We start from the raw sequence: 15,297 nt of genomic DNA on the forward strand, positions 1-15,297 counted from the left end.
CCGCAGCGCCGGGTCCCGCCCTCGGGGGGGTCCGCCGCGCGGTGCCGCGGGGGCGGGGGGGGGGGGGCCCCCCCGCCCCCGGGGGGGGGGGGGGGGGGGGGGGGGCGCCCCCCCCGGCCGGGGGCGGTGCGGCCGGTCAGCCCAGCAGTGCGGGCAGTTCGGCGATCGAGCCGAGGACGTGGGTGGCGCCGTCGGCCCGCAGCCGGGCCTCGTCGTGGGCGCCGGTGAGGACGCCCGCCACGACGGAGGCGCCGGCCCGGGTGCCGGACAGCATGTCGTAGCCGGTGTCGCCGGCCACGGCGATCTGGCGCACGGAGTCGGTGCCGGTGCGCAGCAGCGCGGTGAGCACCATGTCGGGGTACGGCCGGCCGCGGCCGGCGTCGGCGGGGCAGAGCGTGAGGTCGGCGACGGACTGCCAGCCGAGGGCGTCCAGGATGCGGTCCTGGGTGGTCCGGGAGAACCCGGTGGTGAGGACCACCGTACGGCCCCGGCCGCGCAGTTCGGCGATCGCCTCGGCGGCGCCGGGCAGGGCGGCGCAGTGGCCGGCGCCGACCAGGTCGTCGTAGGCGGCCTCGAAGGCGGCGTTGGCCAGCCGGGCCTTCTCCTCCTCGCCGAACAGGTGCCGGAAGACGGAGATCTTGGACTCGCCCATGGTGGCCCGGACGTGGGCCAGCATCGGGTCGAACTCCGGGCTGCCGGCCTCGACGCCGAGCTTCGCGGCGGCCGCGGTGAAGGCCTGCTCGACCAGGCCGTCGTCGGCCACGGTGGTGCCGGCCATGTCGAGCACGACCAGGCGGATGTCGGTAGTCACAACAACGTTCCTTACAGGTTGGCGAGTTCGGCGGTGGTCTCGGCGATGGCGGGCGAGCAGGTCATGCCGCGGCCGCCGGGGCCGGTGACCAGCCAGACGCCGTCGCGCACGCGCTCGCGGTGGACGACGCGGGTGGAGTCGACGCACTGCGCGTACACCCCGGCCCAGCGGCGGCGGATCCTCGGCACCGGGCGGCCGAGCAGCTCCTCGACGACGCCCACCAGGTGGTCGTACGGGTCCTCGACGACGTCGAAGCCGAAGGGCTGGTCGTACTCGTGGGTGTCGCCGATGGTCAGGCCGCCGTCGCGGCGCTGGACCATCAGCAGCTGCATCCGGTGCTCGGCGGCGACGGGCGGCTGCGGCTGGGTCTCGCGCAGCCGGTCCAGGGCGGTGCCGGCGAAGGCGGGGTAGTAGCGGAAGCTGTCGCCGTCGGCGACGGAGGTGGTGAGGGTCTCGCCGAGCGGGTCGGTCTGCATCATCTGGAGCCGCACCCGGCGGACCGGCAGGGCGGGGGCCAGTTCGCGGACCAGGCCGCCGAGCCAGGCGCCGGTGCACAGGACCACCAGGTCGCCGGTGTGGACGTCGCCGTGGTCGTCGCGGACGGCGTTCTCGCCGACGACCTCGCGCACCTCGCGTCCGGGCAGGAAGGTGTACCGGCCGGTGGACTCCAGGTACGCGCGCAGCGCGGGCTGGGCGGTGCGCGGTTCGACGGCGGCGTCGCGCTCGCACCACAGGGCGCCGAGCAGCTTGCCGCGCAGGGCCGGGTTGGCGGCGCGGGTCTCGTCCGGGTCGAGCAGCCGGTACCCGCGGGCGGCGGCGTCCGGCAGGGTCAGGGCCTGCTCGGCGACGGCGAGTTCGGCCTCGGTGCGGATGGCGGTGAGCGATCCGTTGGCGCGGAAGCCGAGGTCCGGGACGCGGGCGCCGATGGACTCCCACAGCTCCCGGGCCCGCAGCGCGGTGTCCAGTTCCTCGCCCTGGGCCCGGCCGCTGACCCAGACCAGGCCGAAGTTGCGCACCGAGGCGCCGCGGGCCTCGGTCTCGCGCTCCAGGTGGACGACCTCGTGGCCGCGCTGGACTGCCTGCCAGGCGTGCATGCTGCCGAGCACGCCTGCTCCTACGACGATGACTCTCATGCGTCCAGGCTGGTGCGCCCAGGTGTCCGCGGGGCGTCGGGCTGCCGTCCCGCAGATGAACCACCCGGGAAGTTGTACAGACAACCCGACCGTCCCTCCTCTGCCGCGGCCCCACGTCAGGGGCGCACCACCCGCGCCCGCAGGTAGTTGCGCCGCCCGAAGTTCGGCTCGTCCACCGCCGTCAGCTCCTCCACCTGGAACCGGTACAGCGCCGCCGCCCCGCCCCCGGTGAGGAACTGCCGCCGGACCTCCTCGTCCTGCGCGAAGGCCGGGTAGCGCCCCTGGTAGGCGGCCAGCGCCGCCTCGGCCTGCCGGCCCCAGGCCTCGCCCGCGCTGCCGGTCAGCTGGAGCCCGCGCAACTGCTCGCCGAAGACCGGCGGCGGCAGGAAGACGGTGGCGGCGGCCCGGGCCTCCTCGGCCAGGTGGTGGCTGTGCCGGGTGGAGCGCTCGCTGACGAAGTAGAGGACGAGGTCCTCGTCGTACGCGAAGAAGGCCAGGTTGGCGTGCGGGCCGTGCTCGTGGCCGGCGGTGGCGAGGGTGAGCACCATCGCCTCGGCCAGCAGCCCCTCGACGCCCTTGTACAGCAGGTCGCCCGGCCAGTCCCCCTGCGTGATGTCGAGTCGGTACGGCATTCGGCACTCCCTCCGCTGGCACGCCCGGCGCCCGCGCGCCCGAGCACGACTGAGCCGGGCGGGCGCCCCCTTGTGACAGGCCCCACGCCCGGCTCACATGCTCCACCCGCCGTCCGAAACCGGACAAGGGGCGGGGCGGCTCCGGCCCGGCCGCGGCCGGTGCGCCCGCGAGGAGGCGCCGGGACGCGGCTACGCCGAGTAGCCGTGGTGCGCCAGCGGCCGCGACCGCCCCGGCCCGAGCAGCGGCCGCAGCGCGCCCGCCCGCATCCGGTCCACCAGCGGCCCGCAGCGCCCGGCGAGCGGCGCCAGCACCACCGCGACCAGCAGGCCGACCAGCGCGCCCACCGCCACGTCGTGCGGGTAGTGCACGCCCACCCAGACCCGGGAGGCGGCCATCAGCACCGCGAACAGGCCCGCCACCCAGCCGAGCCGCCGGTTCACGAACCAGAGCGAGGCCGCCGCGGCGAAGGCGATCACCGAGTGGTTGCTCGGGAAGGACCAGTCCCCGGTGCCCGGGCAGGTCTCCAGTGCGACGCTGCCGGGGATCTGCGCGCACGGCCGCAGCTCCTCGACCGCGCCCTTGAACACCGAGTTGACGGCGTACGCGACGACCACGACGACCGGCGAGGCGAGCACCCGCGCCATCGCGGCCGGCTCCGCGCCGCGCGCCCGCCACCAGGCGTAGAGCATGAAGACCGCGAACAGCCCGAGGCCGAGCGCCGACCAGACCTTGACCAGCTCGTCCAGCCAGTGCGGCGCCGCCTGCGCCCAGCCGTTGACCCGGGTGTACAACCCGCCGTCGATTCCGCTGCCGTCGTACACGGCGAGCACCCGGGAGGACATCACGTGTCACCTCCGTGACGTCGCGCCTTACGGGCGCGGAACAGTTCGAGAACAATGGGGAACACGGAGACAACTACTACCAGACCGATGATCGGCAGCAGGTATCCGTCGATGCCGGGCACGGAGGACCCGAGCCCGTACCCGGCGAGCACCACGCCCACCGTCCAGACCGCGCCTCCGAGCACCTGCCAGAGGGTGAACGAGCGCACCGGCACGTCGAGCACGCCGCAGAGCGGATTCAGCACCGTTCGGACCACCGGGATGAACCGGGCGAGCACGATCGCCTTGCCGTGGCCGTACCGGGCGAGCAGTTCCTCGGCCCGCGCCACGCCCTCCAGCAGGCTCCTGCGCCTGCTCCGGGCCAGCAGCGCCCGGCCGCCGCGCCGGCCGACGAGGTAGCCGACCTGGGCCCCGCCGAGCGCGCCGGCCAGGGCCGCGGGCAGCACCTGCCACAGCTCCAGCTGCGGGCCCCCGGTGGCGCCGGGCACGCAGAGCAGTCCGGCGGTGAACAGCAGCGAGTCGCCGGGCAGGAAGAAGCCCACCAGCAGGCCGGTCTCGGCGAACAGCACCACGGCGATGCCGAGCGCGCCGAAGGCGGCGAGCAGTGAGGACGCGTCCAGCGGGTTCACCGCGAGGTGAACGGCCGGATCGGCGGGGAACTGGAGCAAGGCCGACGGACCTCCCGTACGTTGGAGGGCGGTCCGCACCCGGGACCCGCCCCGTCCGTCTACAGTTACGTAGACGGTCTACATGACTGTAGACGATACTTGGAGGAAGCGCCGCCATGCCCGACGTACCGTCCGCCCGCCGGCCCGCCGGGGAGTTGGAGGCCGAGGTGCTCGCCGCCCTGTGGTCCGCCCGGCAGCCGATGACGCCGCAGGACGTCCAGGCCGCGCTCGGCGGGGACCTCGCCCGCACCACCATCGCGACGATCCTGGCCCGGCTCTTCGACAAGGGCACGGTCGAGCGCACCCGGGCCGGCCGCGCCTACGCCTACACCCCGACCGTCCAGGACACCGCCGGGCTCGCCGCCCGCCGGATGCACACCGAGCTCGGCCGCGAGGCCGACCGCTCCACCGTGCTGGCCCGCTTCGTCTCCGACCTCTCCGCCGAGGACGAGCAGCTGCTGCGCGACCTGCTCGGCGACGGCGGCCCCGGGCCGCAGGCCCCGGGAGCGGCGGGCCGATGATCCTCGCCGTCTGGGTCCCCCTGGTGCTGCCCTTCCTGGCCGCTCCGCTGGCCCGCCGCCTCGCCGAGGCGCTGGCGCCGCGGGCCGCCGCCTGGCTGCTGGCCGGCAGCGCCGCCGTCCTGGCCGGCGGCACCCTCTGCTCACTCGGCCTGCTGGCCGCCGCCGGGCTGCTCCAGCTCCCGCCGGTCGCCGCCCTCGGCCACCTCTCGCTGCCCTGGCTCACCGCGGCCGCCCCCGACGCCCCGTTCGCCGCCGCGCTGGCCGCCCTGGCGCTGCTCGCGCTCGCCGCGCTGGCCGTGCGCACCGCCCGCCGGCGGCTGCACGAGCTGCGCACCGCCCGGGCCGCGCTCCCGGCCCCCCGCCACCGCACGGGGCCGCGCGACGGGCGCCGTACGGACCGGCCCGGCGCCCGCCGTCCGTCCAGCGCCCCCTCCCCTGACCGGCATCCGGACATGCGCCTCCCGCGCGCCTCCGTGCGCCGGTCACGCCCCTGGGCCTGGCCGAGCGCCCTGCACCGGCCCACCGCCCTGCACTGGCGCACCGCCCTGCACCGGCCCACCGCCCTGCACTGGCGCACCGCCCTGCGCCGCCCCGCCGCCCTGCTCCGCCCCGCCGACCACCCGCTCACCGTCCTGGACGACGACCGCGCCGACGCCTTCGCCCTGCCCGGCCGCCTGCGCCGCCCCGGCCGACCGGGCGAGCCGGGCCGGATCGTGGTCACCTCCGGCATGCTGCGCGCCCTCAGCGGCCCCGAGCGCTCCGCCCTGCTCGCCCACGAACGGGCCCATCTGACCGCCCGCCACCACCTCTTCCTCGCACTCGCCGAGCACGCCGCCGACGTCCACCCGGCGCTCCGCCCGCTGCGCGCACCCCTCGGGTACCACCTGGAGCGCTGGGCCGACGAGGTGGCGGCGGCCCGGGTCGGCGACCGCGCCGTCACCGCCCGCGCGGTCGGCCGGGCCGCCCTGGCCGCGAGCCGTTCCCCCTGGCCGGCCCGCCCCCGGTTGGTCGCTGCCGCCCACTCCGGCCCGGTCCCGCGCCGGGTCGCCGCGCTGCTCCACCCTCGCCCCTCCGCCTCCCCCGGCACCTGGCTGCGGGCCGCCGCCGTGGCCCTGGCCGCCTGCCTGGCGCTGAGCGCCGGCACCGCCCTGGAGGCCACCGCCGACCTGCACCACACCGTGGAGGCCGCCCAGCAGGGCTCCGCCGCCCGGCGCTGACCGGGCCCGCTGCCGGCCGCACCCCAGTGCCCTCCCCGCCGGGCCCCCAGGGGCCCGGGGGCACGGCCGGAGCCCGGCCCGCGGTTTCGTACCGCCGGGTATGCGGACTTGCCCGACCCCGTCCCCAGCGGCCCACCGCCCCCGTACGCTTTCGTCAGCGCGTCGGCCCCGGCGCGTCCTCGAACGGCGGCGAGGAGCGAGGCGAGTGCGGCAGACCGGACGGCAGTCCCGACGACCAGAGCGCCGCACCCCGCCGACCGCGGCGGAGCTGGCGAGGGTCCACGAGCGCACCCTCGCCGACGCCGCCGCCCGGGAACTGGCCGCCCCCGCCCTCGCCGAGGAGGCCGGCGGCCCCGGCCTGCTCGACCCCCGCCCCGAGATCGGCGACTCCTGGGCCCGGCTGCGCCGCCTCGGACTCGACCCCGACACCGGCGCCGCCGCCGCCCTGCTCGGCCCCGGCGAAATCGAACAGCGCCGCCGCAGCAGCGGGCTCGACGCCGTCCTGCCGGTGCTCCGGGAGACCCTGCTGGGGCCGGGCGGCGCCGCCCCGCTGCTGCTGGCCGTCGCCGACGCCGAGGGCCACGTGCTCTGGCAGGAGGGCGAGCGCCGCCTGCGCCGCAGCGCCGACCGGATCGGCTTCATCACCGGCGCCCGCTGGATCGAGGAGAGCGTCGGCACCAACGGCATCGCGGTCGCGCTGCGCGCCCGTCGCCCGATGCACGTCCACTCCGCCGAGCACTACCTGCGCAGCCACCACGCCTGGACCTGCGTGGCCGCACCGGTGCGCGACCCGGGGACGGGGCAGCTGGTCGGCGCCATCAACCTGAGCGGCCCGGCGCACACCGTCCGCCCCTACCTGCTCCAGCTCGCCGCCACCGCCGCCCGGCTCGCCGAGACCGAACTGCGCGCCCGCCGGCTGGAGGCCCTGCACCAGCTGCGCGCCCTGGCCGCCCCGCTGCTCGCCCGGGTCGGCGGCCCGGCGCTGGTGGTGGACGCGGCCGGCTGGACCGCCGCCGCGGCCGGCCTGCCGCCGCCCAGCCGGCTGCGGGTGCCCAGCGAGGGCTGGAACCCGGCCGGCGTGCACTGGGTGCCCGGCCTCGGCGAGTGCGCCCTGGAGCCGCTCGCCGACGGCTGGCTGGTGCGCCCGGTCCGGCCGCCCGAGGAGGGCTCCGGCACGGTGAGCGCCGAACAGGCCGAGGGCGCCCACCTCCGGCTCGACCTGCGCCGCCCGGACCGCCCCGAGCTGTCCGTCCGGGGCGCGGCCGACAGCTGGTCGCACCCGCTCAGCCCGCGCCACGCCGAACTGCTGCTGCTGCTCGCCACCGGGCGCGAGGGCAGCACCGCCGCCCAGCTCGCCGAGGCGCTGTTCGGCGACGCGGGCCGGACGGTGACGGTCCGCGCCGAGCTGTCCCGGCTGCGCCGCTACCTCGGCGGGCTGCTGGCCCACCGGCCGTACCGGATCGCCGAGTCGGTGCTGGTCACGGTGGAGGGGCCCGAGGACCCGTACGACCTGCTGCCCGCCTCCTCGGCCCCGGCCGTCCGACGGCTGCGGGCCGCGCTGGCCGCGGGCACGGTTCGGCTGCCCGGGGCTCCGCCGCCCCCGCCGCCGCGCGCGGACGGGCCGCCGGAGCGCCGCTGACGGCCGTCCGGGCGGGGCGCGCCGGCCGGGCGCTCAGCCCTCGGCGAGCAGCGCGGCCAGTTCGGCGTCGGTGGGGCCGCAGCGGCGCTCCTGGTCCTCGGAGACCAGCGCGTAGGTGCGGTCCAGCCAGGCCTGCACCCGCGGCTTGGAGGCCTCCAGCAGCGCGCTGCCGTGCGGGGATTCGAGCGCCAGGTGCAACGTCGAGCCGTGGCAGGGGCAGTACGCCGGCCACAGTTTGACGTCGCCCTGGCCGCTGAGCGCGCGCAGGCCGTCGCGCAGCAGCTCGCGCGAGAACACCCAGTCGGCCTCGTCCGGCCGTCCCAGATGGAAGGTCAGCAGCACCTCGTACGGGCGCGCGGCCGTGAACCGGAAGCGGGTGCGCACCTCGCCGACCATGTCCTCGCCCAGCGAGATCCGCAGGGTCAGCACCTCCTCCACCGCCGCCGGAGCGGCGGTGGAGCCGTCCCCATCGCCGCCCGTGGGGGTGGCGGCGAGGGGTGCACTTGAGGCTGCGGACAGCGGGTCGGGCGGCATGACGGTCTCTCCGGGACGGCGTGGGATGCCCTCAGCGTGCGCCACCCCCGGTATGCCGGGCAAGGGTTGCAAGGGGGTTGCAACAGCCCCCGTCCAGGACAACCGCCCCCTGCCGCGCCAGTCGGACGGAACGTCAACTTCCGCGTGGCTGGCGGATGTCCACGACGTGGATGGCAGCCGGCCGGCATGCGGTCGCCCGCTGGTAGGCTCTCCCCTCTTCTCCCCGTGCGGGCCCGCGCGGGACCGGCCCGCCACGGCCGGAGCCGGGCCCGGCGGCGGCGCGTGGGAGAATACGGCGACGCGACGGCGGCTTCGGGGAGGGAGGGGTCCGGTGGCTGTGCGCGAGGACACCGGGCGGGACGAGCGCTACGAGCCCGCACGGCAGGGGCGGCACGGGCGGCCGCGCCCGTTCGGCGGCCGGTTGCGGCTGCCCACCCTGCGCTTCTCCGGCGCCGCGATGGCGATGTCCACCGTGGTCGGCATCAGCATCGCCACCACCCTGCTGCTCAACGAGCAGCAGGGGATCGGCCGCCGGGCCGGCGTCGCCCGGGTCGGCACCACCCCGCCGCCCACCACGGACGCCACAGACGAGGCCGAGGCGGTCTCCACGCGGACCCCGACCGACGAACCGTCGTCCGCCCCCGCCGCGGGGCGGCCCTCGGCGCACCCCTCCGTGCACCGCCCGGCGCACCCGACCGTCGCCGCCACTCCGCCCGCTCCCCGGCCCCCGGGCCCGGGCGTGCCGCAGACCGGCGGCCAGGCCTCGGCCGGCCGGGACGCCCCGGCCCCCGGCACCCAGCTCGCCGGCACCGAGGCCGGTGTCCCGGCCCCGGCCGGCCCCTCGCCCTCCCCGTCCGGCTCCGGCCGGCCCGCGTCCGCCAAGCAGCCCGGCTACGGGACGGCCGCCACCGGGCAGTCGCCGAACACCCCCGGGCTGGGGGCGGACGGACCGGGCCGCCCGGTGCCGCCCCCCGCGGCCCTCCCGGACCCCGACGACGCCACCGACGTCTCCCCCGACACCGACCAGGCGGACGACGCGGACGGCGCGGACGACAGCGCGGACACCGACCGCGCGCTCGCCGGCTCCGGCGGGGTCTCGCCGCTGGGCCGCGACGGCCTGCGCCACCGGCTGGCCCTCGCGACGACCGAGCCGGTCACCGCGTTCCAGGCCGAGTTCCGGCTCGTCCCGGGCGAGTCGGCCGCCGGCCCCGGCAGCGCCTGGACCGACCTGCCCGGCGCCGTGGTGACCGTCCAGCAGGAGCGCGGGACCCTCGTCTACCGCTTCACCACCCCGCCCGGCACCGACGTGCGCCCCGGCCACTACACCTTCGGCGTCCGCGGCGTCCGTCCGGCGGCCGACCCGTCCGCGGCGCGCAAGCCCGCCCCGGCGGAGAGCTGGAGCGTCTCGGCCTTCGCCCTCGACCGCCCCCGCGCGGTCGCCGCGCTCGGCGGCTTCTGCCCGCTGCCGGCCGTCCCCGCCGAGCCCTCGGCGGCCGGCGCACCGCTGACCGCGCCGGGGCCCGCGTCGCCGCGGTCGGCGCCAGCCACCACCGCCGCCACCGCCCCGGCCTTCGCGGCACGCTGACCGGCCGTCGGCCGGGGTACGGCGGCCGTCCGCCCCGCCTGCCGTACCCGTCCGACGGGCCGGCAGCCGGGCCCGCCCGAGGGGCGCGTCCCCGCACCCCCGTTCGTTACTGTGGGCAGCACCCGGCCCGGCGCCCCCGACGGCCCGGCCGGGCCGTCGTTCCGCACCCGAGGAGGAGTCCGTGTCCACCGTCCTGACCCAAGGCGGCAACGCACCGCTGACCGCCGCGCGAGTGACCGTCGAGGTCACCGCGCCCAAGGCGCTGGACGTCTCCGGCCTGTTGCTGACCGAAGCCGGGAAGGTCCGCACGGACGACGACTTCGTCTTCTTCAACGCCCCGCACGGCCCCGGCGTCAGCCACCGCCCGGCCACCGCGGGCGCCCCCGACGCGATCACCGTCGACACCCGGGCCGTGCCGGCCGGCATCACCAAGATCGTGGTCACCGCGAGCCCCGCCGACCAGGTCTCCACCTTCGCCGGAACGGAGCCCACCGCCACCGTCCGCGACACCGACACCGGCGAGGTGCTGGTCACCTTCACCCCGCCCCGGCTGGGCCTGGAGACCGCGCTCATCGTGGTCGAGGTCTACCGGCGGGGCGACGCCTGGAAGGTGCGCGCGGTCGGCCAGGGCTACGCCGACGGCCTCGCGGGCATCGCCACCGACTTCGGCGTCACCGTCGACGACTCCCCGGCCCCCAACCCGGCCACGCCCTCCGCGGCCACCCCGGCCCCGGCGGACCGGACCGTCCACCTCCCGGCCCCGCCGCCTGTACCGCCCGCGCCGCCTGTACCGCCCGCGCCCCCCGTCCCGCCGGCCGCCCCGCCCGCGCCCCCCACCCCGCCGGCCGCCCCGGTCGACCCCCGGATCGCGCTCGCCGCCGGCCAGCCCACCACCGCCGCGGCCCCGGCCCCGGCTGCCCAGGCCCCGGCCGCTCCGGCCGCCCCCGCCAAGGTGACCCTGGACAAGGGCCGGGTCAACCTGGTCAAGGGCAGCTCGGTCTCCCTGGTCAAGAACGGCCGCCCGTTCCTCTCCTCCGTCCGGATGGCCCTCGGCTGGAAGTCCGCCGCCCGCGGCCGCGACATCGACCTGGACGCCTCCTGCCTCGCCTTCGACGCCCGGCACCGGCGGCTGGAGACGGCCTGGTTCATGAAGCTGAACGTCTTCAACGGCGCGATCTCCCACTCCGGCGACAACCTGGTCGGCGGCGAGGGCGGCGACGACGAGGTGATCACCGTCCACCTGGAGGGCCTGCCGGCCGAGGTCCACGCGCTGGTCTTCGTCGTCAACTCCTTCTCCGGCCAGAAGTTCACCGACGTCCGCGACGCCTACTGCCGCCTGCTGGACGCCCGGACGGAGGAGGAACTGGTCCGCTTCGACCTCACCAACTCCGAGGCCCGCACCGGGGTGATGATGTGCAAGCTGGTCCGCGAGCCGGGCGGAGTCTGGGAGATGACGGCACTCGGCGAGTACGTCGACGGCAAGACCGCGCGGGCGATGGTCGAGCCCGCCGCCGCGACGCTCTGACCCCCGGCGTCACCTTCACGCCCACGGAATCACCCTCCTGAGGCATCAAGTCGTCCACGAAGCGGCTCGATTGACTCTCAGGGGGGTGAACCTCACTCTCCACCCGCACCCCGAGGAGGAGAGCCGTGCCACGCTTCCTGTCCCGCCTCGCCGTCGCCGGCACCGCCACCGTGCTCGCCGCCGGGCTGATCACCCCGACCGCCGCCCACGCCGCCACCCGCCCGGGCGACCGCACCGGCACCCTGCGCTGGACGGCCCTCGGCGACTCCTACACCGCCGGGGTCATCGAGGCCACCGGCGCCGAGACCGCGCCCCGCGACGGCTGCGCCCGCACCGTCGGCTCCTACCCCGAGGTCATCCGCCGCGACCTCGGCTCCCTGGTCGACCTGCGCAACGCCAGTTGCAGCGGCGCCACCACCGACGGCGTCGACACGAGCTCCCAGGCCCCGCTCGGCCGCCCGCTCCCCCCGCTCGGCACCGACCCGAACGGCCCCTACCCGGCCGTCCCGCCGCAGATCGACGCCGTCGACCCGGCCACCGGCCTGGTCACCCTCGGCATCGGCGGCAACGACCTCGGCTTCGCCGAGATCCTCAAGAGCTGCATCGAGCTCGGCGCCCTCCAGCTCGGCCAGGGCACGCCCTGCAAGGACAAGTTCGACGCCACCCTGCCCGACCGCTTCGCCCGGCTGCGCAACAGCTACGACCGGGTGCTGAACGCCCTGCACGCCAAGGCGCCGTCCGCCCGGGTCGTCACCGTCGGCTACCCGCACCTCTTCCCCGAGACCGCCGAGCTCTGCCAGTACGGCAACCCCCTGCAGTTCGCCACCTTCACCACCGGCGACCTCCGCTGGGCCCGCACCGCGATCGTGGAGCCGCTCAACGCGCTCGTCGCCCGGGCCACCGCCGCCCACGGCGACACCTTCGTGGACCTCTACCCCGCCAGCGCCGGCCACAGCGTCTGCGACGCCGACCACTGGCTGGACGGTGTCCTGACCAGCGTCCTGCCCCTCGAGTACGCCGTGGTGCACCCCAACGCCGCCGGCCAGGCCCACACCGCGGCCCTGGTCGAGAACGCCCTCCTCGGCGGCTGACCCGTGACGGCCCGTCCCGTCGGCCCCCGGCCCCTCCCCCGGTCGCGGCACACGCCGAAAACCGGTGGTCCGTGCACGCCTCGGGCCCCATCCTGGTCCGATGCCCATCGAGATCCGTGACGCCCTCCCCGAGGACTGGCCGGCCGTCTGGCCGTTCTTCCGCACCGTCGTCGCCGCCGGCGAGACCCTCCCCTACCCCCTGGACATGGACTCGGACCTGGGCCGGGAGTGGTGGATGCTCCCCGCCCCGAACCGCACCGTGGTCGCGGTGGCCGAGGACGGGCGGATCCTCGGCACCGCCAACATGACCCGCAACCGCCCCGGCAACGGCTCGCACGTGGCCAGCGCCACCTACCTGGTCGACCCGGCCCACCACGGCCGGGGCATCGGGCGGGCCCTGGTCGAGCACTCCCTCGACTGGGCCCGCCGCAGCGGCTACCGCGCCATGCAGTTCAACGCGGTGGTCGCCACCAACCACCACGCCGTGAGGCTCTACGAGTCGCTCGGCTTCGCGATCGTCGGCACCGTCCCCGAGGCCTTCCGCCACCCGGTGGACGGCTACGTCGGCCTGCACGTGATGCACCGGCCGCTGTAGCCGTCCTACTCCTCGATCGCCCCGCCGATCCGCCGCAGGTGCTGCCGGAAGCTGTACCCCGGGTCGGCGGCGCGCCGCTCCAGGTACTCGTCGAAGGCGGTCTGCCGGCGCAGCGTGTCCCCGGCCGCGATCCGCCCGGCCTGCGCGCGCTCGGTCCGGGCGATCGAGCCGGCCGTCTCCAGCACCTCGGCGACCCGCTCGCCGGGCACGAACAGCACGCCGTCCGGGTCGGCGAACACCACGTCCTCGGCACTCACCGGGTGCGGTCCGAACTTCGCCGTCAGCAGCGCCTCCGGCTCCCGGCCGTCCAGCCGCACCGGGCCGAGCGGCAGCGCCCCGTAGCTGAACACCGGCAGCCCGATCTCCCGCAGCTCGGGGGTGTCCCGATGCAGCCCCCACACCACGATCCCGGCCACCCCGGCGGCCCGCGCCTCCAGCACGGCGAGGTCCCCGATGCAGGCCTCGTCCGTCCGCCCGCCGTTGTCGACCACCAGCACGTCCCCGTCCCGGGCCGCCCCGTACGCCTCCAGGAAGACGTCCACGCTCCCGTAGTGCCGCACCGGCAGCACCCGCCCCGCGACCCGGCTCCCCGCGACCACCGCGCCCACCCCGGTCGGCGCCACCCGCAGCCCCACCCCGAGCCGCACGCAGGCGTCCGCCACCAACGGCGTGGACAGTTCCGCGAATTCCCTCAGCATCCCAACTCCTCTCGCCAACAGCCCAGTTCAGCAGGTCAGGATCCTATGCCGGGCCTTAAACTCACACCATCGAGTGAAAGTCCGCCGTATACGGCACAGCACCCCTGATCAGCGAATAGCGTGACGGTCCTCTGAAGGAGGGGCATCATGAGTGCTGTGGCGCATGAGCAACCGATCACGGGCTCCCCATCGCAGGCCGACATCCTGCTGGAGAGCTTCCTGAGCCTGCACTCCCCCGAAGGCTTCCGAGCCGAGCTCATCGAGGGAGAGATCATCGTGGCACCACCGCCGGACGGCGATCACGAGGACTACATCAATCACGTGCTCAAGCAGGTGATCCGGCGTTCCAAGACCGACATGAGTGTCTCCGGCGGCAAGGGCCTGCGTCTCGTGAGTGGCGGTCTCTGCCCGAAGAACCACGTCATCCCGGACGTCACGTTCGCGCCCGAGGCACTCCGCCTCTTCCGAGGCGCCCCGTCCTGGATGGAACCGGACGGCGTGGCCATGGTCGCCGAGATCACGTCCACCAAGCCCGATCAGGACCGGATCACCAAGCGGCACTGCTACGCCCGGGCCGGCATCCCCCTGTACCTCCTCGTCGACCGTGACAAGTCCCAGGTCAGCCTCTTCGGCAAGCCGCACCGCGAGGAGTACACCGAGGTCCACCTGGCCGCCTTCGGTGAACCGCTCGCCCTGCCCGAACCGTTCGGCTTCGACCTCGACACGAAGCCCTTCCTCTAGCGCCCGGAACGCGCGACGGCCCGCACCCCCCGTCAGGGGTGCGGGCCGTGGTCCGTGGGCGCCGGGTCAGCCGCGGGTGGCCATGGCGCGCAGGAAGAAGGCCAGGTTGGCCGGGCGCTCGGCGAGGCGGCGCATGAAGTAGCCGTACCACTCCTGGCCGTACGGGAGGTAGACCCGCATCGTGTTGCCCTCGCCGGCGAGGCGCAGCTGCTCCTCGGGGCGGATGCCGAACAGCATCTGGTACTCGAAGGAGTCCCGCTTGCGGCCGTTCCACTGGGCCAGCTGGCCGGCGATCTTGATCATGTTCGGGTCGTGCGAGGCGACCATCGGGTAGCCCTCGCCCGCCATCAGGACCTTCAGGGCCCGGACGTACGCGAGGTCGACCTCGTGCTTGCCCTGGAAGGCGACCGACTCGGGCTCCTTGTAGGCGCCCTTGCAGATCCGCACGCGCGAGCCCGCGCCGGACAGGTCGCGGCAGTCGGCCTCGGTGCGGCGCAGGTAGGCCTGGAGCACGACGCCCAGCCAGGGGAAGTCCGCCCGCAGCTCCCGCGCGATGGCGAGGGTGGAGTCGGTGGTGGTGTGGTCCTCCATGTCGAGGGTCACCGTGGTGCCCGCGTCGGCGGCGGCCTCGCAGATGCGGCGGGCGTTCTCCAGCGCGATCTTCTCGCCGTCCACCGGGAGGAACTGGCCGACGGCCGACAGCTTGACCGAGACCTCGGCGCCGGCCGCGAGGCCGGTCTCCTTGAGGGCCTTGAGCAGGTGCTCGTAGGCCTCGGCGGTGCCGGCGGCCTGGGCCGCGTCCTGGGTGTCCTCGCCGAGGTGGTCGAGGGTGACCTTGCGACCGGTGGCGATCAGGTCGTCGGTGGCGGTGACGGCGTCGTCGAGGACGTCGCCGGCGACGAAGCGCTCGACTATCGCGTGGGTCGGCGGGAACTTCTCGACCACGGTGCGGACCTGCGGGGACCGGGAGGCCGCGAGAAGGGCGGAACGGAGCATCGTGACTCCTGGAGCTGGTGTTTCCAAGGGTGGCAGGAGGGCCGGGGCGGCGGTACGGGGGTGGGTGG

General features: G+C 76.1%; 16 protein-coding genes. 8 read left to right on the forward strand and 8 right to left on the reverse strand.

What is annotated here, in order from left to right; translation table 11 throughout:
* Positions 1-136 precede the first annotated feature (136 nt).
* The 5 genes from ACH5AR_RS13185 to ACH5AR_RS13205 form a co-directional block, all read right to left on the reverse strand.
* Positions 137-778, reverse strand: a complete 642-nt coding sequence (locus ACH5AR_RS13185) for a phosphonatase-like hydrolase (RefSeq protein ID WP_396301665.1) — start codon at positions 776-778, stop codon at positions 137-139.
* Positions 779-822: 44 nt separating this feature from the next.
* The gene (locus tag ACH5AR_RS13190) at positions 823-1,944 is read right to left on the reverse strand and encodes a TIGR03364 family FAD-dependent oxidoreductase (protein ID WP_396301475.1); all 1,122 of its coding nucleotides are present in this window, start codon (positions 1,942-1,944) and stop codon (positions 823-825) included.
* Positions 1,945-2,060: 116 nt separating this feature from the next.
* Positions 2,061-2,576, reverse strand: coding sequence for a pyridoxamine 5'-phosphate oxidase family protein (locus tag ACH5AR_RS13195; protein ID WP_396301476.1), 516 nt, complete (start codon positions 2,574-2,576; stop codon positions 2,061-2,063).
* A 189-nt stretch (positions 2,577-2,765) separates the two neighbouring features.
* Positions 2,766-3,419, reverse strand: coding sequence for a phosphatase PAP2 family protein (locus ACH5AR_RS13200; RefSeq protein WP_396301477.1), 654 nt, complete (start codon positions 3,417-3,419; stop codon positions 2,766-2,768).
* Positions 3,419-4,087, reverse strand: coding sequence for a DedA family protein (locus tag ACH5AR_RS13205; protein ID WP_396301478.1), 669 nt, complete (start codon positions 4,085-4,087; stop codon positions 3,419-3,421). The genes ACH5AR_RS13200 and ACH5AR_RS13205 overlap by 1 nt, the downstream gene beginning before the upstream one ends.
* Before the next feature lie 116 nt (positions 4,088-4,203).
* Between ACH5AR_RS13205 and ACH5AR_RS13210 the strand changes: the two genes are divergently transcribed.
* From ACH5AR_RS13210 to ACH5AR_RS13220, 3 genes are all read left to right on the forward strand, one after another.
* Entirely contained in the window at positions 4,204-4,608 is a 405-nt protein-coding gene (locus tag ACH5AR_RS13210) for a BlaI/MecI/CopY family transcriptional regulator (protein WP_396301479.1), read from the forward strand.
* Entirely contained in the window at positions 4,605-5,825 is a 1,221-nt protein-coding gene (locus ACH5AR_RS13215; protein ID WP_396301480.1) for a M48 family metalloprotease, read from the forward strand. The genes ACH5AR_RS13210 and ACH5AR_RS13215 overlap by 4 nt, the downstream gene beginning before the upstream one ends.
* A 205-nt stretch (positions 5,826-6,030) precedes the next feature.
* Complete coding sequence (locus tag ACH5AR_RS13220) at positions 6,031-7,464, forward strand: GAF domain-containing protein (RefSeq protein ID WP_396301481.1); 1,434 nt, start codon at positions 6,031-6,033, stop codon at positions 7,462-7,464.
* A 33-nt stretch (positions 7,465-7,497) separates the two neighbouring features.
* On the opposite strand, the gene ACH5AR_RS13225 is transcribed toward ACH5AR_RS13220, so the two are convergent.
* The gene (locus ACH5AR_RS13225; protein WP_396301482.1) at positions 7,498-7,998 is read right to left on the reverse strand and encodes an SsgA family sporulation/cell division regulator; all 501 of its coding nucleotides are present in this window, start codon (positions 7,996-7,998) and stop codon (positions 7,498-7,500) included.
* Positions 7,999-8,329: 331 nt separating this feature from the next.
* On the opposite strand from ACH5AR_RS13225, the gene ACH5AR_RS13230 reads away from it, so the two are divergent.
* The 4 genes from ACH5AR_RS13230 to ACH5AR_RS13245 all read left to right on the forward strand — a co-directional run bounded on the left by ACH5AR_RS13230 (position 8,330) and on the right by ACH5AR_RS13245 (position 12,794).
* Positions 8,330-9,583 carry a hypothetical protein gene (locus tag ACH5AR_RS13230; protein ID WP_396301483.1) on the forward strand — a complete coding sequence of 418 codons (1,254 nt, stop codon included), beginning with the start codon at positions 8,330-8,332 and terminating at the stop codon, positions 9,581-9,583.
* Positions 9,584-9,776: 193 nt separating this feature from the next.
* Positions 9,777-11,108, forward strand: a complete 1,332-nt coding sequence (locus ACH5AR_RS13235; protein WP_396301666.1) for a TerD family protein — start codon at positions 9,777-9,779, stop codon at positions 11,106-11,108.
* 125 nt (positions 11,109-11,233) lie between these two features.
* Positions 11,234-12,199, forward strand: a complete 966-nt coding sequence (locus ACH5AR_RS13240; RefSeq protein WP_396301484.1) for an SGNH/GDSL hydrolase family protein — start codon at positions 11,234-11,236, stop codon at positions 12,197-12,199.
* 106 nt (positions 12,200-12,305) lie between these two features.
* Positions 12,306-12,794, forward strand: coding sequence for a GNAT family N-acetyltransferase (locus tag ACH5AR_RS13245; protein ID WP_396301667.1), 489 nt, complete (start codon positions 12,306-12,308; stop codon positions 12,792-12,794).
* A gap of 5 nt (positions 12,795-12,799) precedes the next feature.
* Here the strand turns inward: ACH5AR_RS13245 and ACH5AR_RS13250 are convergent, their stop codons facing one another.
* Positions 12,800-13,492, reverse strand: coding sequence for an RraA family protein (locus ACH5AR_RS13250; protein WP_396301485.1), 693 nt, complete (start codon positions 13,490-13,492; stop codon positions 12,800-12,802).
* Positions 13,493-13,639: 147 nt separating this feature from the next.
* On the opposite strand from ACH5AR_RS13250, the gene ACH5AR_RS13255 reads away from it, so the two are divergent.
* Positions 13,640-14,233: a Uma2 family endonuclease gene (locus tag ACH5AR_RS13255; RefSeq protein WP_396301486.1), complete on the forward strand. Its 594-nt coding sequence runs from the start codon at positions 13,640-13,642 to the stop codon at positions 14,231-14,233.
* A gap of 66 nt (positions 14,234-14,299) precedes the next feature.
* Here ACH5AR_RS13255 and ACH5AR_RS13260 read toward each other — a convergent pair whose 3' ends face one another.
* Positions 14,300-15,229 (reverse strand): proline dehydrogenase family protein, encoded by a 930-nt coding sequence (locus tag ACH5AR_RS13260; protein ID WP_396301487.1) that lies wholly within the window; start codon positions 15,227-15,229, stop codon positions 14,300-14,302.
* Positions 15,230-15,297: the final 68 nt, after the last annotated feature.

It is taken from the genome of Kitasatospora sp. NPDC018619, assembly GCF_044391605.1.
In the GTDB taxonomy this organism is placed as follows: Bacteria; Actinomycetota; Actinomycetes; order Streptomycetales; family Streptomycetaceae; genus Kitasatospora.